General features: G+C 60.9%; 24 protein-coding genes. 12 read left to right on the top strand and 12 right to left on the bottom strand.

The features are described from left to right. Window positions 1-30: 30 nt before the first annotated feature. The 6 genes from hrpB (at window position 31) to IEX40_RS06665 (ending at window position 6224) form a co-directional block, all read left to right on the top strand. A complete protein-coding gene (gene hrpB, locus IEX40_RS06640; protein ID WP_188746492.1) occupies window positions 31-2562 on the top strand; it encodes an ATP-dependent helicase HrpB in 2532 nt (843 codons plus the stop codon). 55 nt (window positions 2563-2617) lie between these two features. Next, the gene (locus IEX40_RS06645; RefSeq protein ID WP_188746494.1) at window positions 2618-2770 is read left to right on the top strand and encodes an oxidoreductase-like domain-containing protein; all 153 of its coding nucleotides are present in this window, start codon (window positions 2618-2620) and stop codon (window positions 2768-2770) included. A gap of 7 nt (window positions 2771-2777) precedes the next feature. Then, on the top strand, window positions 2778-3506 hold the full coding sequence (locus IEX40_RS06650) for an AraC family transcriptional regulator (protein ID WP_188746495.1): 729 nt from the start codon (window positions 2778-2780) through the stop codon (window positions 3504-3506). 100 nt (window positions 3507-3606) lie between these two features. Beyond that, the gene (gene yddG, locus IEX40_RS06655) at window positions 3607-4515 is read left to right on the top strand and encodes an aromatic amino acid exporter YddG (protein ID WP_188746497.1); all 909 of its coding nucleotides are present in this window, start codon (window positions 3607-3609) and stop codon (window positions 4513-4515) included. 58 nt (window positions 4516-4573) lie between these two features. Next, window positions 4574-5491, top strand: a complete 918-nt coding sequence (locus tag IEX40_RS06660; RefSeq protein WP_188746499.1) for a LysR family transcriptional regulator — start codon at window positions 4574-4576, stop codon at window positions 5489-5491. 133 nt (window positions 5492-5624) lie between these two features. After that, window positions 5625-6224 carry a LysE family translocator gene (locus IEX40_RS06665; protein WP_188746500.1) on the top strand — a complete coding sequence of 200 codons (600 nt, stop codon included), beginning with the start codon at window positions 5625-5627 and terminating at the stop codon, window positions 6222-6224. 15 nt (window positions 6225-6239) lie between these two features. On the opposite strand, the gene IEX40_RS06670 is transcribed toward IEX40_RS06665, so the two are convergent. Then, window positions 6240-7163 (bottom strand): LysR family transcriptional regulator ArgP, encoded by a 924-nt coding sequence (locus IEX40_RS06670; RefSeq protein WP_188746502.1) that lies wholly within the window; start codon window positions 7161-7163, stop codon window positions 6240-6242. Between the two features lie 139 nt (window positions 7164-7302). On the opposite strand from IEX40_RS06670, the gene IEX40_RS06675 reads away from it, so the two are divergent. Further along, window positions 7303-7929 carry a LysE/ArgO family amino acid transporter gene (locus tag IEX40_RS06675; protein ID WP_188746504.1) on the top strand — a complete coding sequence of 209 codons (627 nt, stop codon included), beginning with the start codon at window positions 7303-7305 and terminating at the stop codon, window positions 7927-7929. Window positions 7930-7936: 7 nt separating this feature from the next. Here the strand turns inward: IEX40_RS06675 and IEX40_RS06680 are convergent, their stop codons facing one another. Beyond that, the gene (locus IEX40_RS06680) at window positions 7937-8674 is read right to left on the bottom strand and encodes a DUF3108 domain-containing protein (protein WP_188746506.1); all 738 of its coding nucleotides are present in this window, start codon (window positions 8672-8674) and stop codon (window positions 7937-7939) included. Window positions 8675-8820: 146 nt separating this feature from the next. Between IEX40_RS06680 and IEX40_RS06685 the strand changes: the two genes are divergently transcribed. Next, a complete protein-coding gene (locus IEX40_RS06685) occupies window positions 8821-9756 on the top strand; it encodes a p-hydroxyphenylacetate 3-hydroxylase reductase component (RefSeq protein ID WP_188746507.1) in 936 nt (311 codons plus the stop codon). Between the two features lie 96 nt (window positions 9757-9852). On the opposite strand, the gene IEX40_RS22215 is transcribed toward IEX40_RS06685, so the two are convergent. Further along, complete coding sequence (locus IEX40_RS22215) at window positions 9853-10305, bottom strand: cold-shock protein (RefSeq protein WP_188746510.1); 453 nt, start codon at window positions 10303-10305, stop codon at window positions 9853-9855. A 260-nt stretch (window positions 10306-10565) separates the two neighbouring features. Between IEX40_RS22215 and IEX40_RS06695 the strand changes: the two genes are divergently transcribed. Together IEX40_RS06695 and IEX40_RS06700 are read left to right on the top strand one after the other, a co-directional pair. Then, on the top strand, window positions 10566-10763 hold the full coding sequence (locus IEX40_RS06695; RefSeq protein ID WP_188746512.1) for a SlyX family protein: 198 nt from the start codon (window positions 10566-10568) through the stop codon (window positions 10761-10763). Between the two features lie 11 nt (window positions 10764-10774). Next, on the top strand, window positions 10775-12541 hold the full coding sequence (locus IEX40_RS06700) for a 1-acyl-sn-glycerol-3-phosphate acyltransferase (RefSeq protein ID WP_188746514.1): 1767 nt from the start codon (window positions 10775-10777) through the stop codon (window positions 12539-12541). Window positions 12542-12553: 12 nt separating this feature from the next. On the opposite strand, the gene IEX40_RS06705 is transcribed toward IEX40_RS06700, so the two are convergent. The 5 genes from IEX40_RS06705 to mpl all read right to left on the bottom strand — a co-directional run bounded on the left by IEX40_RS06705 (window position 12554) and on the right by mpl (window position 16907). Next, window positions 12554-13294 carry a class I SAM-dependent methyltransferase gene (locus tag IEX40_RS06705; RefSeq protein ID WP_188746707.1) on the bottom strand — a complete coding sequence of 247 codons (741 nt, stop codon included), beginning with the start codon at window positions 13292-13294 and terminating at the stop codon, window positions 12554-12556. A gap of 67 nt (window positions 13295-13361) precedes the next feature. Beyond that, a complete protein-coding gene (locus tag IEX40_RS06710) occupies window positions 13362-14171 on the bottom strand; it encodes an undecaprenyl-diphosphate phosphatase (RefSeq protein WP_188746516.1) in 810 nt (269 codons plus the stop codon). Then, a complete protein-coding gene (gene tsaB / locus IEX40_RS06715; RefSeq protein ID WP_188746518.1) occupies window positions 14168-14857 on the bottom strand; it encodes a tRNA (adenosine(37)-N6)-threonylcarbamoyltransferase complex dimerization subunit type 1 TsaB in 690 nt (229 codons plus the stop codon). Before tsaB ends, IEX40_RS06710 begins: the two co-directional genes overlap by 4 nt. A gap of 65 nt (window positions 14858-14922) precedes the next feature. Further along, window positions 14923-15546 carry a flavin prenyltransferase UbiX gene (locus IEX40_RS06720; protein ID WP_188746520.1) on the bottom strand — a complete coding sequence of 208 codons (624 nt, stop codon included), beginning with the start codon at window positions 15544-15546 and terminating at the stop codon, window positions 14923-14925. Then, window positions 15543-16907: a UDP-N-acetylmuramate:L-alanyl-gamma-D-glutamyl-meso-diaminopimelate ligase gene (gene mpl, locus IEX40_RS06725; protein ID WP_188746522.1), complete on the bottom strand. Its 1365-nt coding sequence runs from the start codon at window positions 16905-16907 to the stop codon at window positions 15543-15545. Before mpl ends, IEX40_RS06720 begins: the two co-directional genes overlap by 4 nt. A gap of 150 nt (window positions 16908-17057) precedes the next feature. Between mpl and IEX40_RS06730 the strand changes: the two genes are divergently transcribed. Together IEX40_RS06730 and ppa are read left to right on the top strand one after the other, a co-directional pair. Next, a complete protein-coding gene (locus IEX40_RS06730; RefSeq protein ID WP_188746525.1) occupies window positions 17058-18047 on the top strand; it encodes a class 1 fructose-bisphosphatase in 990 nt (329 codons plus the stop codon). Window positions 18048-18146: 99 nt separating this feature from the next. Next, a complete protein-coding gene (gene ppa, locus IEX40_RS06735) occupies window positions 18147-18680 on the top strand; it encodes an inorganic diphosphatase (RefSeq protein ID WP_188746527.1) in 534 nt (177 codons plus the stop codon). A 62-nt stretch (window positions 18681-18742) separates the two neighbouring features. Here the strand turns inward: ppa and IEX40_RS06740 are convergent, their stop codons facing one another. The 4 genes from IEX40_RS06740 to IEX40_RS06755 are packed head-to-tail and all read right to left on the bottom strand — an operon-like array spanning window position 18743 to window position 23123. Beyond that, complete coding sequence (locus IEX40_RS06740) at window positions 18743-19741, bottom strand: tetratricopeptide repeat protein (RefSeq protein ID WP_188746529.1); 999 nt, start codon at window positions 19739-19741, stop codon at window positions 18743-18745. A gap of 36 nt (window positions 19742-19777) precedes the next feature. Continuing rightward, window positions 19778-20743 (bottom strand): type II secretion system F family protein, encoded by a 966-nt coding sequence (locus tag IEX40_RS06745; RefSeq protein WP_188746531.1) that lies wholly within the window; start codon window positions 20741-20743, stop codon window positions 19778-19780. Window positions 20744-20747: 4 nt separating this feature from the next. Continuing rightward, window positions 20748-21734 (bottom strand): type II secretion system F family protein, encoded by a 987-nt coding sequence (locus IEX40_RS06750; protein ID WP_188746533.1) that lies wholly within the window; start codon window positions 21732-21734, stop codon window positions 20748-20750. Between the two features lie 15 nt (window positions 21735-21749). Continuing rightward, entirely contained in the window at window positions 21750-23123 is a 1374-nt protein-coding gene (locus IEX40_RS06755; protein ID WP_188746535.1) for a TadA family conjugal transfer-associated ATPase, read from the bottom strand. Window position 23124: the final 1 nt, after the last annotated feature.

Below are 23124 nucleotides of genomic sequence, written 5' to 3' on the forward strand. Positions count from 1 at the left end.
ACCGCCTGCCTTCTATGAAAGTTCTACGCTATGCAGCCCTTGCCCATCGATACAGTTCTGCCTGAGCTCCGATACACCCTGGCTCGGCATCATGAAGCAGTACTGGAAGCGCCGCCCGGCGCCGGTAAAACCACCCGGGTTCCGCTCGCCCTGCTCGACGAGCCCTGGCTCCAGGGGCAGAAGATCCTGATGCTGGAGCCCCGTCGTCTGGCGGCCCGGGCCGCCGCGGAGCAGCTCGCACGGCAGCTGGGCGAAAAGCCGGGGGAAACCGTCGGCTACCGCGTGCGTCTGGATAACCGTGTCAGCCAGCGCACACGTATCGAGGTGGTCACCGAAGGGATCCTGACCCGCATGCTGCAATCCGACCCAGCCCTTGACGGGGTGGGGCTGCTGATCTTTGACGAGTTCCATGAGCGCAGTCTCGACGCCGACCTGGGACTGGCGCTGGCGCTACAGGGCCGCGAGCTACTGCGCGAGGATCCGCCGCTGAAGTTGCTGGTGATGTCCGCCACCCTGGATGGCAGCGCCATCGCCGGGCTGCTGGGCGACGCGCCCATTGTGCGCTCGGAAGGGCGCAGCTACCCGGTGCACACCCTGTACACCGGCGCCGCCGAAAACGGCGAGTGGATCGAGCCGCGCATCTGCCGGGTGATCGACCAGGCGCTGGCCGAACAGAACGGCAGCCTGTTGGTGTTCCTGCCCGGTCAGGGCGAGATCCGCCGGGTGCAGAGCCAACTCGAGGAGCAGCTTGGTGATCGGAACGAGATCATCATCGCCCCGCTGTATGGCGACCTGTCGCTGGAGCAGCAGCGTCGCGCCATCGAACCCGCCCCGGCGGGTATGCGCAAGATCGTGCTGTCTACCGCCATCGCCGAGACCAGCCTGACCATCGAAGGAATAGAAGTGGTGATCGACTCTGGCCTGGCGCGACACGCGGCGTTCGACCCGGCCAGTGGCATGACCCGCCTGCACACCAGCCGCGTTTCGGCCGCGTCGGCGACCCAGCGTGCCGGGCGCGCCGGTCGTCTTGGCCCCGGCACCTGCTACCGGCTCTGGTCACCGGGGCAGCAGGAGCAGCTAACGCCGTTCACCGCGCCGGAGATGCAGCAGGCAGACCTGGCACCGCTGGCACTGGCGCTGCTCGCCTGGGGTGTGGATAACCCGGAGGAGTTGAGCTGGCTCGACCCACCACCCAGGGCTGCCTGGCAACAGGCGATTGATCTGCTGCTCAGACTGGGGGCCTGCGAGACCTCACCGACTGGTCAGCTACGCCTGACTGCCTATGGTGAGCAGATGGCGCAATTGCCGACACACCCGCGCCTGGCCCACCTGCTGCTGACTGGTGTGGAGCTGGGCCTGCTGCCGCTGGCCGCCGATATCGCCGCTCTGCTCAGCGAACGCGACCCGCTGCGCGACCCACGACACGACAACAGCAGCGATCTGGGCCTGCGTCTGGACTGGCTGCAACGGGGCCGCGGCGGCAGCCAAGCCCTACGCCAGCGTATTAAACAGCTCAGCGCCCAGTACCGGCGCATCGCTCAAAATGTCGATATTGACGGCCATGCGGTAGCGGATGCGGATCATCCCCGCTGGATCGGCTGCCTGCTTGCTGCCGCCTATCCCGATCGCATCGCCCAGACACGCAAGAGCGGCGGTCAGCACTACCGCCTGGCCGGCGGGCGGGGCGCTGAACTGAGCGTTAGCGATCCGCTGTGCCGCACGCCCTGGCTGGTGGTCGCCGAGCTGAGCAGCCGCCAGGGCGATGCCCGCGATCGCGTGCGCCTGGCATCGGCGCTGGATCCGGCACTGTTCGATCGCCAGCTCGGTGCTCTGGTCAGCACCGAGGAGCGGGTCGAGTGGGACGAAACCCAGCAGCGCCTGATCGCCGAGCAGCAGCGCCGGGTCGGCGAATTGGTGCTCGAACGCACGCCACTGAGCCCCCCCTCCAAGGAGGCGCGCAACCAAGCACTGTTGAATCTGGTGCGTAAAAAGGGGCTCGGCCTGCTGCCCTGGAATGAGGAGATCGACCTCTGGCGGGCACGAGTCGCCTTCTGCCGGGAGCACGATCGGCAACAGAGCTGGCCGGACCTGTCAGATACCGCGCTGCTGGACAGTCTGGAGCAGTGGCTTGCACCCTGGCTTGATCCGATCAACCATATCAACCACTTCGCCCGTCTCGATCTGACCGGGATCCTCAAGTCCCTGCTGCCCTGGCCTCTGCCGCAACAGCTGGACGAATTGGCGCCCGAGCGTATCCGCGTGCCCTCCGGCGCCCGGCTGAGCATCGACTACAGCCAGTCACCGCCGGTGCTGGCGGTCAAGTTGCAGGAGATGTTCGGCTGCACCACAACGCCGTCGATCGGCTACGGCGTGCGGCTGAAACTGCACCTGCTGTCGCCGGCACGCCGCCCGCTGCAGGTGACCCAGGACCTGGAGGGGTTCTGGCAGAACGCCTATCAGGAGGTGAAAAAGGAGATGAAGGGGCGTTACCCGAAGCACCCCTGGCCGGACGACCCGCTGCAGGCGCCGCCGACCGCGCGCACCAAGAAGGCGGGCGGCTGAGTTCCTGCTTTAGACGCGCTACAATGACCTGAAACTGCACCAACGAGCGATCGACATGATAGAACAACCCACCCCACCGATGGATGGTGAATGCTGCGAAAGCGAGTGCTCCCCCTGCGTCTGGGACACCTACTACGAAGAGATGGCGCGCTGGCGCCAGGCCGAAGCCGAACGCAAGGCCTCCACAGCGAGCGAACCGTCGGAGTAATTCCGCAATGAAGCCGCATCTGGAGCTGCGCAGCTACCGCGCTGAGATCGACAACCACCGCCACGCCTACCATCAGCTGGTGCTGCCGCTGAACGGCACTCTGACGCTCGAGATCGGCGGCCGCGAGGGGCGGGTCGAAGCACAGAGTGCGGCGGTTATCCACGGCGACGAGCTGCACTGCTTCCAGGCCGAGGGCGAGAACCGCTTTATCGTTGCCGATATTCCGCTCGGCGACATCGACCCTCTGGCCCGGCTGCCCGCTTTCCTGCGGCTATCTCCGGCAACGCTCGACTATGCCGGCTTCCTCGGCCGCCTGCTCAGCCGCGGCACCCTTGGCGACAGCGTACGGCAATCGAGCTGCGAACTGCTGCTGAGCCTGCTCGGCAGCGAGACCGAACCTTGCGATGTCGCTCTGGACCGGCGGCTACAGCTGGCACGGGACTATATCGACCGTCACTTCCATGAGCCGATGCAACTGTCCATGCTCAGCACCCTCGCCCACCTGAGCCAGCGCCAGCTCAACACGCTGTTTCAGCGCCAGCTCGGCTGCACGCCATCGGACTACCTGATCCAGCGGCGTATGGAGCAGGCCCGCCGCCTACTGATCACCACGGACGACAGCATCCAGCGCATCGCCGAGCAGTGCGGCTACGGCAACCTGGCCGCGTTCAGCGACCGCTTCAAGCGCTACTTTGGCCGCTCCCCACGCCATTTCCGTGGCCCCAGACTGCACTGAACCTCCGCACCGGCAAACAACTCTGCCAATTCGGCAAAGACGCACCCGGGTTGCAGGGCTAAGATTCGGCCATAGACAACCTGATAATTGAGCTCGCGTTATGAGTATCCGTACCGCCACCCTGATCGGCAGCATCTCGATCCTGCTCTGGGGCACTCTGGCCCTGATGACCCGCTGGACCGATGCCCGGATCCCACCCTTTCAGCTGCTGGCAATGACCTTTTCTCTGGCCTGGCTGCTGATGCAAACCCGCTGGTGGCTGTGTGGTGAGAGCGGGCTACGTTTTCTACGACAACCGCTGCCGGTCTGGTTACTGGGCATCGGCGGACTGTTTGGCTACCACCTGTTCTACTTCATCGCCCTGGCCAAGGCCCCCGCCGCCGAAGCAGGCCTGATCGCTTATCTCTGGCCACTGCTGATCGTGCTGCTCTCCGCCCTGCTGCCCGGTGAGCGGCTGCGTAGCGCACATATTATCGGCGCCCTGCTGGCCGCCAGTGGCAGTGCGCTACTGCTAATCAAGGCTGACGCCAGCTTCAATGAGCAGCACACCGCCGGCTATCTGGCGGCTGGAGCCTGCGCACTGATCTGGTCCTGCTACTCGGTACTCAGTCGCCGCCACGCCGATGTACCCACCGATACCGTGGGCTGGTACTGCGCCGGCACCGCCCTGCTCGGCCTGATCTGCCACCTGCTGTTCGAACAGACAGTGTGGCCTGAGCGCCCGCTGCAGTGGTTCGGTATCGTCGGTCTGGGGCTGGGTCCGGTCGGCATCGCCTTCCTGACCTGGGATATCGGCGTCAAAAAGGGCAATATCCAGCTGCTCGGCACCCTCGCCTATGCCGCGCCACTGATCTCGACCCTGCTGCTGATCCTGGCCGGCGAAGCCCAACCCTCTTCGCGGCTGTTGCTGGCCTGCCTGTTGATCGTTGGCGGCTCGATGGTTGCCGGCATCCGACTCAGCCGCTGGCGCAAGCGAACCCCTGAAATCGCGGAGGGACAACAGGGCTGAGCGGGTTATACTGCCGGCAGAATACAACTTGGAGTCACCCAGGGCGCCTGACCAGCCAATGGATCTATCACGCATCAACCTGAACCTGCTCTGCGTATTGCAGCAACTGCTGGCTCTGCGCAGTGTCAGCGCTGCAGCGCGGGCACTCAACCTGACCCAACCGGCGATCAGTCGCAGCCTGGCTCAACTGCGCGAGCAGTTTGATGACCCGCTGCTGGTCCGCGTCGGCAACCAGATGCAGTTGACGCCGAGAGCAGAGGAGCTTCAGCGTCAGCTCCCGCCGGTACTGCAACAGCTGGAGGCGTTCTTCACCCCCGGTCATTTCAATGCGGAGCAGTTCAGCGGACGATTCAATATCGCCATCACCGACTATATCGCCGAGCATATCCTGCCAGAGCTGGTCGGTCGCTTGAGTGCAGAGGTCAGCGGCCTCAGGTTGCACTTTCGCCTCTGGGAGCCGGGCATGCTCGCCGATCTACGCGAGGGCCGGCTGGATATGGCAGCCTGCGTGCTCGACGAGGTCCCCGACGACATCTACGGCCAGGAGGCCGGTCGCGACACCTATGTCTGCCTGATGCGTCGTGATCATCCACTGTGCTCGCAAACACTCGACCTCCAGGCCTATATAGAGGCCGGCCATATCAGCATCAGTGGCGGCGGCGACAAGAATCGCGCGGTCGATGATGCACTGAGCCGCCTGGGTCTGCATCGATCGATCCGCGTCAGTGTGCCCTTTATCCAGGCCTCGCTGGCATTCACTGCGCAAAGCGACCTGCTGTTGACCCTGCCCGCGCATATGGCGCACTCGCTGGCAGCGAGCTTCGATCTCTCTATCCATCCGCTGCCGCTGGCGGTCGAGGAGGTACGTTACTACCTGCTCTGGCATCGCCGCCAGCAGCACGACCCTGCCCACCGGTTTATACGCGAACAGTTCAACGACGTCCTGGCGAGTTCGCCGTTTTCGCGCTCGCCATAGCGTGCAACGCTCAGCCATAATTAAAGCTGATAACCAATATAAAAACTGGCGATTAGCCAGCGCTGCAACGCCACCCTTAGACTCGCTCACATCAAAATATCTTATTCAACTCGTTTGAGCGTGAGGCAATTAAATGCTGGAGTGGCTGCTGTTCCTGATCATCACGCTGGGGGGCGCCATGATACCCGGTGCCAACCTGGCGATCGTGTTGCGCAATACCCTGCACGGTTGTCGTAGAGATGGGGCACTCACCATACTGGGACTGACCTGCGCGCTGCTCATTCACGGTACGCTGTCTCTGCTGGGGATCACCGCATTAATCGAGCAACACCCCACCCTGTTCGAAGTCATGCGCTGGTTCGGCGCCGGCTATCTGCTGCTACTTGGGCTGCACCAGCTGCTCAAGTGTGGTAACGCGGACACCGCACCGGTCAGGACCGATTCCGTTGCATCGCCCTTCTTCAGCGGCCTGCTGATCAGCCTGTTCAACCCCAAGGTGCTGATCTATTTCGTCGCCATCTTCGCCCAGGTACTGCGTCCCGAGCAGACGCTGGCGACGCAGCTGCTCTATATGGCGACGCCTGCTCTGGCCGAGGTCACCTGGTTCACACTGCTGTTGACACTGCTCAACCGCCCCTCGGTTCAACAGCGGCTGAAGCGGGTTCGTAGCGGTCTGGAGCGCTGCATCGGTGGCGCCATGATCGCGCTAGGGATCAAACTGGGGCTGGGATAGACCCGCTGCCAAGGCTTATCCCGGGTGGGTTAGACGGGGATGGGCATCGAAGGGGTCGAGCTGCCGAGCCGCCTCCGCCACCAGCTCATCGGTCAAGCGACGCACCAGGGTCGAGCTGAGATTCCACACGTGCCAGTACAGCGGCACCGCCAGATAGCGCCCCGGCGTCATATCCTGCACCGCACCGCTGTCGATCAGGGGTATGCCCTGCTGCTCCGGCACCATACCGCAGGCCAGCCCGCGCACGATCATGTCACAGAACGCCGTCGACGACGGGATGCGATGGCGGGGATACTCATGCGGGCCGATGCCGAAAAACTGCTGCAGGTAGCGGTTCTGCAGCTGATCCTTGTGGCTGAACTCGGCCACCGGGGCGCGGCGAAACGCCTCTGCCGTTACGCCATGGGGAAAGTAGCGTTCAAGATAGGCGGTACTGGCCAGGCAGCGATAGGGGATCACCCCCAACGGCACACACAAGCATCCTGGCATCGCTTTGGGACTGGAGGCGATACAACCGATCACCTCACCATCCTTGAGCAGCTGCTGGGTGGCATCCTGATCATCCACCTTCAGCTCCATTAACAGCTGCTCACTCTGCACCAGATGCGACAGCGCATCGGGAAACCAGGTCTCCAGACTGTCGGCATTGACGCCGATGGCCACCCGCGTAAAGCCGCGTGCATCCCGCTGCGACAGCGTTGTCCTGAGCTCCTGTTCGAGCAGGCTGATTTGACGAAAGTGTTTCAACACCTGCTGTCCCGCCTCGGTGGCATGGATCGGCAGGGTACGCACCACCAGGGTCTGCCCAAGGCGCTCCTCCAGCTGTTTGACCCGCTGTGACACTGCCGACTGGGTCACGTGCAGCCGCTGCGCGGCACGCTCGAAACTGCCCTCTTCGATGACGGCACTCAGTGCTGCCAACTGCCGCATATCGAGCATAATTAATTTCTCTAATCAGATATTAAAAACATTAGTTTTACTTACCCAAGCGCTGACTGCAAGATCGCTTCTGTTTTCCATCGGCTCGCTCGCCAACGCGTAACCAATAGCCGTTACCAGAAGTTAAAGGAGTTGCAACATGTTACCGATACTGACGCTTGAATGGCTGGCCTGGAGCAAGGGGCTGGCAACCTCCGCCGGGTTGATCATGGCGATCGGAGCGCAAAACGCGTTTCTGCTGACCCAGAGCCTCAGGCGCCAGTTCCACTGGCCCATCGCCCTGCTCTGCATCCTGTTCGATGGCCTGCTCATCGGCCTTGGGGTTGCCGGATTGGGGGTGCTGATCAGCCAGTCTGACCTGCTGCTGAGCTGCGCGCGCTGGGGTGGTGGCGCATTTCTGCTCTGGTTCGGCTTCGGCGCGGCGCGCCGGGCCTTGGGTAGCAACCGCCTGGAGACTGGCGGCACCCAGATCATCACGCTGCGCAAGGCGCTGGTCACTACGGCAGCGGTGACTCTGCTCAACCCTCACGCCTATATCGACACCGTGGTGCTGATCGGCAGCATCGGAGGTCAGTATGAGCCTGATCTACGCCTCTGGTTTGCGGTGGGCGCGATCAGCTTTTCCGCGATCTGGTTTACCGGTCTGTGCGCGGGCGCCCGCTGGCTTGAGCCGCTGTTTCGCAAGCCCCTGGCCTGGCGCGTACTGGATGGCCTGATCTGCGCGATGATGTGGACCATCGCTATCAGCCTGCTGAGTGCCGGTTAAACCAATCTCAGCCGTTATCGACAGGCTTTTTCACCAGCACCAGTTCCGCCTTGTCGTCATCCTCCTCCTGGTGCACGAGTTTGACGATCAGATAACCGAGCTCCGGCGCCAGCCAGACCTGATTGAACTGGTCGCCGAGCTCGCCACGCTCCAGGCGCACCGCATTGAACTCCCCCGCAGGCGTTTGCACCCGCTCCTCTCCGATACGTCGATAGCGATACTCGCTGACCCGGTTACGCCGTGCTACGGCATAGGTGTACTCGTCACGAGGCTCCGCACACGCCAGATCGATGCGCAACTGCATTTGGTGGTTGAGCAGATCGAACAACGGTGTTGCATTTGTGATATCACTGACGCCCTTCGGCGAGGTCGCGCGATAGCCCTGCCCAGGCTTGAACTCGAGTTTGAGATTATGCTTATCGCTCATCCCTTTACGCTGATAGTCATATGTCTGGCTCTCAACCCGCCCGGCATTAAGCCGAAAACGACTGCTCTCCTCGATCCCCATGAACAGCAGGCTTGAATTGTTCGTGGCCCGCCAACTGCCGTCATCAAGGCGCTCGACCTGCCGTTTACTATCGAGTGAGAGCCCCTTCCAGCCGACACGATAGGCCAGATCAGCACCGGCGTTACTCGCCAGCACGGCACGCGCGCACTGCTGCTGGGACTGCTCCGCATGGACGGCACTGGTACACAGCAGCGGTAACAGTAAGACGTAGCTGTAGCCCTTCCCAATCCTTCTCAAAACCTTATCTCCCTAGCGCCTCTGATCTGTGTTTCTCGACCGCTGGTGCTATTGTTCAATAAACAGGGTGAACTGTCGAAAAGAAACAGTACAGAGCGCACTACCGCGTCCCCACATTATCTCAGCCCCTGAAAAGGAGTGAGCAGATGAGTGAAACATCGCTGGATCCCCACGCATTCCGTCGCGCGCTGGGCAACTTCGCCACCGGTATTACCGTGGTCACCGCGCAGAGCGCCGAGGGTGAGCGCATTGGCTTGACCGTTAACAGTTTCAACTCCGTATCCCTCGATCCACCGTTGGTTCTGTGGAGTCTGGACAAGCGCTCGGCAGACAGCATGGCGCTGATTCGCAGTGCCGGACACTTCGCTATCAACGTACTGGCGGCCGATCAACTGGATCTCTCCAACCAGTTCGCCCGTCCTCAAAAGGACAAGTTTAACGGCGTCGAGTTCAGCGAAGGGATGGGAAAAGCGCCGTTGCTCGATGCCTGTGCCGCCAATTTTCAGTGCGAGCTACACCAGGAGATCGACGCGGGGGACCACTGGATTCTACTCGGACGGGTGCTGGCATTCGACGATCATGGACGCGCCCCGTTACTTTACTACCAGGGCGCTTACTCATTGGTGACACCTCACCCCAGAGTGGCACAGCGCCCTGAAAGCACCGAGGAAGATGAGGCGCTACAGGGGCGGCTGGGTAACAATCTGCTCTACCTGATGCTACAGGCGGTCAACGCGTACCAGAGCGCGTATCTGCCTAAGCAGCAGGCACTGGGATTGAGCATCAGTGAGGCGCGGCTGTTGATTCTGCTCAGTTCAAGGCCTGGCGCTGATGCCAACGCGCTGGCGTTGGATTCAGCGTTACCAGGCTCTGAGATCCGTGAAGGGCTGGATAATCTGAAACTTTCGGGTCTGGTCTGTGATGCCGGCCCCGGCTTCTGCCTGACCGAACAGGGTCGCAAGCGCGCCCGAGAGTACTGGGCGCTGTCGGAGCAGGAGCAGAGCCAAGTGTTCGCCGATTACAACAGCGACCAGATAGAGCAGTTCAAGGAGATATTGAATCGCATCATCCGCAACGCCTGAACTATCGTCGCACCGGCACAGCGATCGGTCCACGCGTGCGTTACGCCCTAAACGTAAAACGGGAGCCAAAGCTCCCGTTTTCATCTACCGCCCCGCTTAACCGCGCAGGATGGAGACATCTTCGGCCTGCAGGCCCTTATCACTTTGATGCACGTTAAAGCGTACCCGCTGCCCCTCGGTCAAAGAACGGTGGCCACGTCCGCGAATATTACGGAAATGGACGAAGACGTCGTCGCCATTGGAACGCGTAATGAAGCCAAACCCCTTGGACACGTTGAACCACTTGACCGTGCCCTCCTCACGATCATCGTTTTCCGACTCCTCTTCGTCATCCTCGACAGAGGAACGGGAGGCCGCGCGCTGAGGTGTCGAGGCCGATTGGCCCATAGCGGCGATCAACGTTGCCGCCAGAACGATGACGAAGGTCACACCGAGCACTACCGCATTGAGCTGTATCTCTGCGCCGGTAACCTGGGACAGTACCGATGGAATGGCCACTGCGGCGATGGCACTGAGAACAATACTTTTAAATACCTGAATACCACTCATCTATTCGATTTCTCTTCTATTTTTGTAAAGTTGCAAAATAAAAAATGACCGCACCGTCACGGGTGCGATTAACCGACGAGATATAACGCATTAGCCATATTTTTTCAACAACTTATACTGAATATATGGGCAAAACGGCGGATTCCGTTTCGCGCAGCCACCGATCACAGGCTAAGGGTTTCCACCTCTCTTCAGCAGGTCTATCCTTGCCTCTGCATTGCAATAGTTAGGGTAACGAGTGTTCACTCGAGGAGGTTCCAATGTCGGTAGATGAGCAGTTGGCGGAGCTGGAAACCCGCGTAGCGTTCCAAGAGGACGCGATCGACAAACTGAGCGAGGTGGTCGCCCGGCAGGAGCGGGATATTGAGCGACTGACCCGTATGGTGCAGATATTGAACAGCGAAATCAAAGAGGCCGGAATCGATCCCGACGATCAGGCACCGCCCCCCCATTACTGAGCCGGGAATCGATGGCCCGAGTGTACCTTGCCAAGCTAAAGCGCATAGTCTCAGGCGACGTGCTGGAGAGTTCCGCACGTCGCCGCCTGATCCATCTGCTACTGGCCGACGAGCGCGTTCAGGCGCAGATCCATCGGCAGGCCGAGCAGACCGGCATGCCGCTGCTTAGCGTCGAAAGCGAGGCGCTGAAGCAGCTCAACACACTCTGCGCCGACTTCTCCCCATCGGTGGTTGAACGCCTCTACCCCCTGTTCAGCCTGCTGCTGCATCATCTGTATCCCCGTATTGAGCTGCGGGGCTTGAACACCCTGCACGACATCGGCCGCACACATCAACTGGTGTATCTGCCCACACATCGCAGCCATATCGATTATCTGCTGATCTCCTGGGCTCTGTATCGAGAGCGGTTACCTTTGCCCCAGGTGGCGGCCGGCGACAACCTTAATCTGCCTCTGTTAGGCCCGATACTGAGACGCGGCGGCGCTTTTTTCATGCGCCGACGCTTCCTCGACGATCCGCTCTACACCCAGCTTTTCCGCCGCTATCTCAGCCAGCTCCTAGAGGGCGATAAGCCCCTTGAATTTTTCATCGAAGGAGGCCGCAGCCGCACCGGCCGCCTGCTGCCGGCGCGGCGCGGCCTGCTCGGTATGACCCTTGATGCCTGGCAGGAACAGTGTTCCAAGCCGTTGGCGCTGATCCCCATCTCGATCAACTATGACCTGTGCCTCGAAAACAGTCAGTACCTGCGAGAACTCGGCGGCCAACCGAAAAAACAGGAGAGCCTGGCCGGGCTGATCGGCGCCGCGACCAATCTGCTACGTCGCTGCGGCGGAGCCTATCTGAATCTGGGTGAACCCCTGCTACTCGAGCCTGGACAGCAGTTGCCGCCCGCCGAGCAGATCGGACAGCGAATGCTGCAGCGGAGCAATGCCGCCACCATTGCCACCCCATTAGCCAGGCTAGCCTGTCTGCTACCGGGCCAGATTGAGGCCGCGGTACAGAGAGCAGATCTGGTCCGTCGGTTGTCCTTGCTCAACCAACTGCTCAGAGAGCTGGGGGTGGCACTGCCGCACCCGGACCCGTGCGCAGAGGAGATCATTGCGGATGCGATCCGTCGCCACCAGATCAGTGCCATGGGCGAGCGGCTGATTTTGACCGATCGCCAGGCGGCGGGACTCTGCTTCTACCGCAACGGCCTGTCTCATGCCCTGATCCTGCCCGGCATGATGCTGCTGCTAGTGGCTCGTCTGGGCTCGCCGAGTAAATCCACCGTCACCCGCCTGCTGCGTGCACTGCTGCCCTACCTGAATGCCGAGCTGCATCTGCCGGAACACTACCTGCAGGACTCCGCCCTGGCGTCGCTACGCAATCGACTGTTGCAACTGGGTTTGCTGGTCGACGACACGACTCATCTGCGGCTGGCCGAACATCCGCTGGCGCTGACGCTGATCCGCCTGGCCGAACCGGTCCTGTTGCGACAGTACCTGTTGATAATGGTGCTCGAGCAGCAGCCGAGCATTGAGGAGTCGCAACTGCTTGAGCTGGTCAGCCGGCTGGCAGGACATATCCACCTCTGGTACGGCTACCAGGCTCCGGATTACGCGGACAAGCGCCAGCTCGCGCCGATGCTCAAGCAGTTGGATCGTGATGGCTTGTTAAGCCTTCTGCAGGGGGTCGTTGAAGTGACTCGGGAGCTGAAACCGCTGGTGCGCACCGGGCAAAAACTGCTGCCGCCGGTACTGCTGCAGGAGGCCGCGCGCTGGTTGCAGCGGCATTAACGCCGTTCGATATCAGGCGTCGTCCAAGCGGCGTAACGCATAGATATCGTAACGGCCCGACTTACCCTCGAGAGTATAGGAGGGTGGCGGCCCATCGATCGCCGGCGCCTTGCGCGGACGTTTAACCACAACGCGGTTACCTGCAACCTGGAGCGCAATCGCGAGCAGTTCGGCCTGATCGGCGTCGGCGCCCACCAGATCGCGAAACGCCAGCATCTCCTTTTTGACCATCGCCGATTTGTCACTGTGCGGAAACATCGGATCCAGGTGAATCACCTGGGGACGCTGTGCATCACCCAGTGACAGCAGCCACGCCTTGGCATCGCCGGCGACCAGATGCATGCGGGCGATGATATCGGACACATCGCTATGGGCGGCTCGCGCCAGGCCATCAGCGAGCAGTGCATGCACCACAGGCGAGCGCTCCACCAGCGACACCTCGCAACCCAGAGTAGCCAGCACGAAGGCATCACGCCCGAGGCCTGCGGTCACATCAGCAATACTGGGCCGTAACGATCCCTTTATGCCACAGGCCTTGGCGATCATCTGTCCCTTGCCGCCGCCGTACTGGCGACGATGGGCCACCGCGCCGCTGACAAAGTCAGCCAGGATCGGACCTGGGCGTTTGCGCCCGGTCTGCTGCAACACCAGGGCTTCGGGGGTAAAGAGCAAAAACTGTTCAATCGTGGTGGATTCGAGATCCGGCTCGTCCACCAAAGGCAACTTAAGCGAGCTGGCCAACTGGCGTGCCATGTCGATCAACTCCGGTGCCGTTACGGCCACCGCCAGCGCCGCGGCAGCGCCGCCCTCCGCGGAATGCTCAGCTGACAAACCAGACTCCCAGCAGGGCAAACCCCAGAATCAGGCGGTAGAGCACGAACGGGATCATACCGACTCGATCGAGCCACTTCAGGAACAGATAGATACAAGCCAGCGCGCTGACAGAGGCCAGTATCGCCCCCATTCCCACCATCTCCCACTGGGTTTCGCTGCCACTGCGCAGCAGCTCGAGGGTCTTCAGACTGCCAGCAGCAATGATCACCGGGATCGACAGCAGGAAGGAGAAACGTGCGGCGCTTTGGCGATCGAAGCCCAGCATCAGCGACGCGGTGATGGTGATCCCCGAGCGCGACGTGCCGGGGATCAGCGCCAGCGCCTGGGCCAGGCCGATGGTCAGCGCATCGCGCACCCCCAGGGACTCATTACGGCGCACACGAGGCCCTTTGATATCGGCCCAGCCCAGCAGTACGCCGAAGATCAGCGTGGTCGCCGCAATCACCAGGATAGAGCGGCCATAGTGCTCCACCAGCGTGCTGCACAGACCGCCAAACGCCAACGCCGGCAGGGTTGCCAGTATCACCAGCCAGCCGAGCCGGCCATCCTCGCTTTGGCGACCGCCGATAGCAGCCAGAGAAGCCTGGCACATCCGCCCCACCTCAGCTCGGAAATAGTAGATTACCGCCACCAGAGTGCCGACATGCACGCCGACATCGAATGCCAGCCCCTGATCGGGCCAGCCCAGCAGTTGGGAAGGCAGAATCAAGTGGGCGGAGCTGGAGATCGGCAGGAATTCGGTCAAACCCTGGATCAAGGCGAGCAGAACCACATGGATCCAGTCGCTGAAGGTCACTGCTGATCCCTCTTTTTCCACGCACCTTCACGCAGATAAACCGGCAACGCCAGCTCCGGGGCAACACCACCCTCAGTCACCAGTTGCGCCTGCGCCAGCACCAGCATGGCGCGGGCATCCGGGCAGATCGACTCATCCTTATCGGCGACCTTGGCGGTCAGCGCGGCCGGCATCTGCTCGGTGTAACGCCAGCCACTGCCGACCGCGAGCCAGTCGCCCTCATGGACGGGCGCCTCGGCATCGGCCGGGGAGCGCACAGATTCCTCCATCAACGCCTGAGGCAGTGCCCCGCTGATGTCGAATGCGCCCCAGTAGACCTCGTCCATACGTGCATCCAGTGCGGTCAACACATGGCTATGGCCGCTATTCAGCGCACGGGCACTGACCGCCATCGCCGCCAGCGTCGAGATCGGCAGCAGCGGCAGGTCGGCACCCAGCGCCAGGCCTTGCGCGGCGCCGGTGGCGATGCGGATACCGGCAAAGGAACCGGGACCGCGGCCAAAGGCGATCGCATCGAGCGAATTCAGTGCCGTACCGGCCTGCGCCAGCAGGCGCTCCACCATCGGCAGCAACAGATGGGTATGGCGGCGCGGCTCGATCACGAACTCATACAGGATCTCGCCATCGAGACTCAGTGCGACCGAGCAAGCATCGGTCGAGGTATCCAGGGCCAGGATTCGGGACATCGGTTATTCCGTCATAAACAAGCGGGCGCCATTGTATCGGCAGCTTCTTATAGTTTCATTAAGGTTTACAGCAGGGCGTCACCCCAACGCGGCAACAACGTTTGCTCGACGCCCAGCTGCGACAGGATACGTGCGACGATGAAGTCGACCATCTCTTCGACGCGCTGCGGACGCTGGTAGAACCCGGGGCTGGCCGGAATGATCACCGCGCCCATGCGGGTCAGCTTGAGCATGTTCTCCAGATGAATTTCCGAGTAGGGCGCCTCGCGCGGCACCAGAATCAGCTGGCGCCGCTCCTTCAGCGCCACATCCGCCGCCCGCTCGATCAGGTTGTTGCTGGCACCGCAGGCGACGGCCGACAGGGTCCCAGTGCTGCAGGGGCAGATCACCATCGACCCCGGTGCACCGGAGCCGGACGCCACCGGCGCCAGCCACTGTTCGCGACCAAATACCTTCAGCTGCCCCGGCGCCGCGCCGAACAGTTTGCTCAGGTACTCCTCCTGGGCTTCGGGCTGCCCGGGCAACTTCAGTTCGGTTTCGGTGGCGACCACCACCTGGGCCGCTCGCGATACCATCAGCAACACCTGAGTATCGGCCTGGAGCAGGCACTGAATCAGGCGCAAACCATACTGCACGCCGGAAGCCCCGGTGATCGCGACCGTGACGCGCCGGGAAAACTGCCCGCTCATACCGCCTCCCGCTGCTGCAGTCGCGCCAGCAGTTTCTGGTGGATACCGCCGAAACCGCCATTGCTCATGATCACGATATGACTGCCGCTGACCGCATCCCGCGCCAGTGTCTCGATCAAACCATCCAGATCGTTCTCCAGACTGGCCGGATTGCGGCTCTGCGCGACAACCTGATCCAGCGACCACTCCAACCCCGGCGGCTGGTACCAATACACCCGATCCGCCACCGCCGCCGAAGGCGCCAGCGCATCACGATGGGAGCCAAGACGCATGGTATTGGAGCGCGGCTCGATCACCGCCAGCAGCGGCGCGTCGCCGATCCGGTTGCGGATACCGGCCAGGGTCGTCTCGATTGCCGTCGGATGATGAGCAAAATCGTCATAGATCCGTACGCCATGCACCTCACCGATCAACTCCATACGCCGCTTCACGCCGCCAAAACAGCTCAGCGCCTCGGCCGCATGCTCAGGCGTAACACCCACATGCCGAGCGGCCAACAGTGCATGCAGCCCGTTGCGGACGTTGTGCTCACCGGTCAACGACCAGTTCACCCGGGCCACCTCCTCGCCGCAGTGCTGCACGGAGAAACGGCTACCGTCGGCCTCGAGCAGAACTGCCTGCCACTCCGCGTTATCACCTGTGCTGACATACTCGCTCCAGCAGCCCATCGCCCGCACCTGGTTCAGCGCCTCGGACTCGCTCGGTGCAATGACCCGTCCGGTGCCAGGTACTATGCGCATCAAGTGGTGGAACTGGCGCTGGATTGCGGCCAGGTCCGGGAAAATATCGGCGTGGTCGTACTCCAGATTGTTCAGGATCAGCGTGCGCGGCGAGTAGTGCACAAACTTGGCGCGCTTGTCGAAAAACGCGGTATCGTACTCATCCGCCTCGATGACGAAGAAAGGGGTCCCGCCCAGACGCGCCGAGCGGTCGAAGTTCTGCGGCACACCGCCGATCAGGAATCCCGGGGCCATACCGGCCTGCTCCAGCACCCAGGCCAACATGGTCGCGGTCGTGGTCTTGCCATGGGTGCCGGCCACCGCCAGTACCCAGCGCTCCTTCAATACCTGGTCATGCAGCCACTGCGGGCCGGAGGTGTAGTTCAATCCCCGCTCCAGCACCGCCTCGACACAGGGGTTGCCTCGGCTCATGGCGTTGCCGACGATGACGCAGTCCGGAGCCGGATCCAGCTGCGCCGGATCGTAGCCTTCGATCAACGCGATACCGGCCTGTTCCAGCTGGGTACTCATCGGCGGATAGACGTTGGCATCGGAGCCGGTCACGCGATGCCCCAGCTCGCGGGCCAGGATCGCCAGCGAGCCCATAAAGGTGCCGCAGATACCAAGTATATGTATATGCACTTCAGACCCTCTTGAATAAGCTGCCGCTATGATAACTTTTTTCGCCCCCTGCTGTTACTTCGGCGGCCCCACGCCATGCAATAGCTCAGATATTGACGTATAATTTAGCCCCAACTTTCGAGCCGCCAATCCCAAAGGTCAAAACACCCGATGCAGCTTCTCAGCGCCTACTTGAAACACCACGATACCGACACCGAACTGGTCGAACTGATCGAGATTCTGATGGTTGCCTGCAAGGAGATCGCCCTGCAGCTGCGCGAAGGCGCCCTGGCTGGCATCCACGGCACCACCGAAGATACCAATATTCAGGGTGAAACCCAGAAGAAGTTGGATGTCATCTCCAACGATATCCTCAAGGAGGTGCTGCTCGGAAACCGTCTGGTGCGCGGAGTTGCCTCGGAAGAGGAGGACAACCCTGTATTCGGCGATCCCGAGGGCCGTTTCCTGGTGACCTTCGACCCGCTCGATGGTTCATCCAATATCGATATCAACGTATCGGTCGGCACCATCTTCTCCATTCTTGAAGCCCCGGCTGATGTTGCGGAAAACAGCGTTGACCTGTTCCTGCAGCCCGGACGCCGCCAGGTCGCGGCTGGCTATGTATTGTATGGTCCTTCGGCGGTACTGGCCCTGACCACCGGTACCGGCGTCAACATGTTTACTCTCGCCCATACCGGCGATTTCCTGCTGACCCGTGAAAATGTGCAGATCCCGCATAGCACCAAGGAGTTCGCCATCAACATGTCGAACCACCGCCACTGGGAGCCGGCGATGCGCAACTACGTGGGCGACCTGCTCTCCGGCAGTGAAGGGCCGCGTGAGAAGAACTACAACATGCGCTGGATTGCGTCGATGGTCGCCGAAGTACACCGCGTCCTGACCCGTGGCGGCATCTTCACCTACCCCTGGGATTCACGTGACCCGCGTAAGCCGGGCAAGCTGCGCTTGATGTACGAGGGTAATCCGATGAGTCTGCTGGTGGAGCAGGCGGGCGGCCTCTCCACCACCTGCTATACCGATATTCTCGATGTGGATCCGCAGGATATTCACCAGCGGGTTGCGGTAGCGCTGGGCTCTAAGGAGGAGGTGGAAACGCTGATGCGCTACCACCAGGAGACCCCCTCCATAATTCAGCAGTAAGTCTTATTCAGGCTTGGGCGGCATGCCGGGTATAATGCCGCTCAACCTGTATTTAGCTTTGAGATTCCGACCTTTTAATCGACTAACAGGAAGAAACGCATGAGCTTTGCGAAAGTGCCTGCCGGCAAAGAGCTGCCGAATGACCTCTACGTGATCATCGAAATCCCCGCCGAGAGCTCCCCGGTCAAGTATGAGATCGACAAGGATGCTGACGCGATCTTCGTCGATCGTTTCATGGCGGCGCCGATGTTCTACCCGGCCAACTACGGCTATGTGAACAACACCCTGGCTGACGACGGCGACCCGCTGGACGTACTGGTGCTGACACCGCATCCGGTGATGACCGGTTCCGTCATCCGCTGCCGCCCGGTCGGTATCCTGAACATGACCGACGAAGCTGGTGAAGATGCCAAACTGGTCGCCGTGCCGCACCAGAAACTGAGCCAGGCCTACAACGACATCAACGATGTCGACGACCTGCCGCAGCTGCTGAAAGATCAGATCGCACACTTCTTCGAGAACTACAAAAAGCTCGAGAAAGGTAAGTGGGTCAAGGTGGAAGGCTGGTCCGACGCCGAAGCCGCCCGCGAAGCGGTACGCAAATCTGTTGCGGCTTACGAAGCGCAGAAGTAAACGGTTCTCCGCTCGCCCCTCCTGGGCGAGCGGAGCCCCTCTCCAGCATCTCCCGTTCTATATCAACGTCCGGCGCTTTGTGCCGCTGCCTCTTTTATCCGCTTAACGTAGGTCAGGTTCTCCTTCGCCTTGGGATAGAACACCGGCGACAGCGTCAGCGCCTGTTCAAAGTAATACTCGGCAAGCTGGTAACGCCCATCCAGCATGCAGATGAAACCGATATCGTTATGCGCCTTGGCGGTATCCATCACCCGCTCCAGTGCATGCAGGGCTGACAGGTAACGTTGCTGACGCGCATAGACCAATCCCAGGTTACGCCAGGCCTGCTCGTAATCAGGGTTGATATCCAGCGCCTTGCGAAACTCCCTTTCGGCTTCCCGCCAACGGGACTCCAGGTAGTAGGAGTAGCCCAGGTTGTTGTGCACATCGGCCGCATTCGGGCTGATCGCCAGGGCGACCTGGTACAGTCGCTGCGCCTCCGCGGTATTGCCATCCAGGTCCGCCAGCACCCCCAGGCCGTTATAGGCTTCCATTGGTGTTGCGCCATCGAACGACTGCTCTGAGTCTTCGGTAAAACGCTGTCGGTCGCTGGCCAGCGCCTTGTCGAAATAGCCTCGTGCCTGCTGATAGCGGTTATGCTTCAGGTGCAGCACCCCCATGGCGGTCAAGGCACCTGTATGTTCAGGCACAATACCCAGCGCGCTGCGCAGCGCCACCGACGCCAGCTTTTCGTTATCACGGCGGTAGTGGATTTGGCCGATGCGGTAGTAGGCATCGGCACTTTTCGCATCCAGTTCCAACGCCTGCACATAGTGGTAAAGTGCCTCATCCGCGTCGCCACGTGACAGCGCCTGGTCGCCCATCCGCACGCCCTCTTCAGCGTTTTTCGCCACCGGGAGGCCGGCAAACGCCAGCATGGGTTTGCCATCGTAGAATGCATCGTTCGACGACGTCTTCTCTTTCTCCTGATTCGCCGCACAGCCACCGAGCAGCAGAATCGCCATAACCAGCAACGGGCCGCTCGTGAAGCGGGACTTGATATGTCTCAGATGCGGGATCATATTGATCCTCCCTGTGTCATTCGCTCCTTTTGGCCCCTAACGACCAAAGACCTCGAGCACCTTGAGAATGGCCGGCCCCACCGCAACAACGAAGAAACCGGGCCAGATACAGAACGTCAGTGGAAAGATCATCTTGGTACCGATCTTGGCGGCCTGCTCCTCTGCCGCCTGCATTCGCTTGTCGCGGAACTCTTCGGAATAAACACGCAGAGTGTCGGCGATACTGCTACCGAAGCGCACGCTCTGGTCCAGCAGTGCCACCAAACCACGGATATCCTCCACCCCGGTGCGTTGTGCCATGCCACGCAGAGCTTCGATACGGTTGACCCCGGCACGGATCTCCACATTGACCAGATACAGTTCCTCCGACAGCTCGGGGTGACTCACCTCCAGCTCCTGCCCCACCCGCTGAAGTGCCGCAGTTAGGCCCAGACCGGATTCGACGCACACCACCAGCAGATCTAGAGCGTCGGGGAAAGCGTTGCGGATTGCGCGCATGCGGCGGTTGGCCAGGTGATCAAGCACCATGTTGGGCAGGATATAACCGATATAGCCGGCCCCCGCACAGATCAACAACACCTTGTCGGCGGTCACTTCCGGCTTGAAACTGATCACTAGCCAGGCGATGCAGAACAGCAACAATCCGAGCATCACCTTTAAACCGTACAACGAGCTCATGGCCCCCGGTGATCTGAACCCTGCATGCACCAGCTGTGCATGCAGACGATTCTTGTCCCAGTCCTTGCCGGGCAGCAGGTGCTTAGTGATGGGATCGAGCGATGCCAGTACCTTGCTGCGCTTACCACCGGCATGGGCCTTGTCCCGAGAATGCCCGGTCAAAACACGAACACGCTGACGAAACGGCGTGACCAGACCGGTGACCAGTACCGTCAGGCTCAGACCGAAGGCCAGCGCGGCCGCCGCCACCAGTCCAATCACTACATAGCGGGAGTACAGCTCGTTGCCAAGCTGTTGATTGATTAGCTCAAGTAACGTCTCCATAGCCCTACACCTCGATTCTTAACAGCCGTCTGATCCAAAGGGCGCCGACCAGCATTAACACAAAACTGATAGCAATCAGTTGATGACCGTCCACCGACTTGACCAAAACCTCAAGGTAACCGGGGGTGGTGAAGTAGATCAGACCAAACAGACCGAACGGCACCAACATCAAGATCCAGGCCGACAAGCGCCCCTCGGCGGACAAAGTTTTGACCCGACGCTGAAAGCGAAACCGCCCACGAACGACACTGCCGATGTTCTCCAGAATTTCGGCCAGGTTACCGCCCGTCTCCTTTTGCACCAGCACCGCGGTAACAAACGCCATCAACGTCACACTCGGCACCCGTGCCAAAAGCCCCAGCATCGCCCGGCGCAGATCGGAGCCGTAACTCAGGTCCGAATAGGTGATACCAAACTCCAGCGACACCGGGCCCTCCAACCCTTCGGCCACCAAATTCAGCGACTCGCTGAAGGGATGCCCGGTCAACAGTGCGCGCTTCATGATATCGATCGCCTCGGGCAGCTGCGCCTCGAACTCATGCATACGTTTATTACGCAGATAAATCAGCCGCAGAAAAGGCAACAGCAACATCAGAATGCCCGCGACCACTGCCGCGAGTAGAAGGTGCAACACCAGCAGCACAAGGGTAAAACCCACAACCCCCAACAACAGGGCGAGGAGAAAAACACGGTAAGCCCGTCCCTTACCACCGGATTGCTCGATCAGCCGCGCCAGCGATTCCATTCCGGGCATAGACTCCAGTTGTCGTTCCAGCGGGTTGAGTTTTTTCAGATAGCGGGCTCGCAATAGTGTACTGATCGGCGGCTGATCGCTTTCCGCCGCTATTTCACCGATACGCTGCTGAAGACGGCGCTTGACCCGCCGCTGTTCGCCAAACACCGGGATCGACAGGCTCGCCAGCAACAGAAATACCGACACGAACACCATCGCCATGATCACGATCAGTTCCAAGGATTCGAGTTGAAACATCGCACTACCCTCCTTTTACTCCGGCTCGAACAACGAAGTAGGCAAGTCAATGCCACGCTGCGCCAGACGTTTATGGAAACCGGGCACGATACCGGTGGCCTTGAACTCGCCGAGCACATTGCCTTTTGCATCGACACCACGGCGCTCGAAGGTGAACAGTTCGGACATGGTGATGATGTCACCCTCCATGCCGTTAATCTCCTGGATGCTGACCAGCTTGCGTCGACCATCCTCGAGGCGGGTCACCTGCAAAACCACATCGATCGCCGAGGCGATCTGTGAACGCAGAGCACGGGTGGGAAAGCTGATACCGGTCATCGCCACCATGTTCTCGATACGTCCCAATGCATCGCGAGCGGTATTGGCATGGATGGTGGTCAGCGAACCGTCGTGACCGGTATTCATCGCCTGCAGCATGTCCAGGGTTTCGCCGCCACGGACCTCGCCGAGTACGATACGGTCCGGACGCATCCTCAGGCTGTTGCGCACCAGGTCTCGCTGGGTCACCTCGCCCCGCCCCTCGATGTTGGGCGGCCGGGTTTCCAGGCGTACCACGTGAGGCTGTTGCAGCTGCAGCTCCGCCGAATCCTCGATGGTGACGATACGTTCGTCGTGCGGTATGTAGGCGGAGAGGATGTTGAGCAGCGTGGTTTTACCTGAGCCGGTACCGCCGGAGATCAGTATATTGAGACGAGCCTTCACGATCCCTTCCAGAATCGGCGCCACCCGCTCCTCCACCGAACCGAGCTCAACCAAGTTTTGCATCGACAGCAGCTCAACCATAAAACGCCGGATCGAAATCTGCGGTCCATCCAGCGCCAGCGGCGGGATGATCACGTTGACCCTGGAGCCGTCCTTGAGGCGGGCATCCACCATCGGCGAGGACTCGTCGATATGGCGTCCAACGCTAGAGACGATGCGGTCGATGGTGTTCATCAGGTGACCGTTACTGCTGAAACTGACCGGACAGGCTTCCAGCTTACCGAAGCGTTCGACGTAGATCTGATCGTAACCATTGACCAGGATATCGGAGATGGTTTTGTCTTCAAGCAGCGGCTCAAGCGGCCCCAGCCCCATGATCTCGTCCTCGATCAACTTCATGATCTTCTGCCGAGATTGGGTGCTGAACGGGACCGTTAGCTCCTCCATCAACTGGCGACAGATATCCGCAATCTGCCGCCTGGCTTCGCGCTCCTCCAGGCTGTCGATCAACGACAGGTCCATGCGTTTGAGCAGCTCCTGATGCAACTGCTGCTTGCACTCCAGCTCTGCAGCAGACAGGGTTTCGATCATCAACGGCGGGCGCTCTCGCTCGACCACCTCTTCAGGCGCCTGGGCCGTTATCTCAGGCACCCGCAGTTTGTTGATCCTGTTACCTAGAATCGACATG

Source organism: Marinobacterium zhoushanense, assembly GCF_014641945.1.
GTDB classification, from domain to species: Bacteria; Pseudomonadota; Gammaproteobacteria; order Pseudomonadales; family Balneatricaceae; genus Marinobacterium_D; species Marinobacterium_D zhoushanense.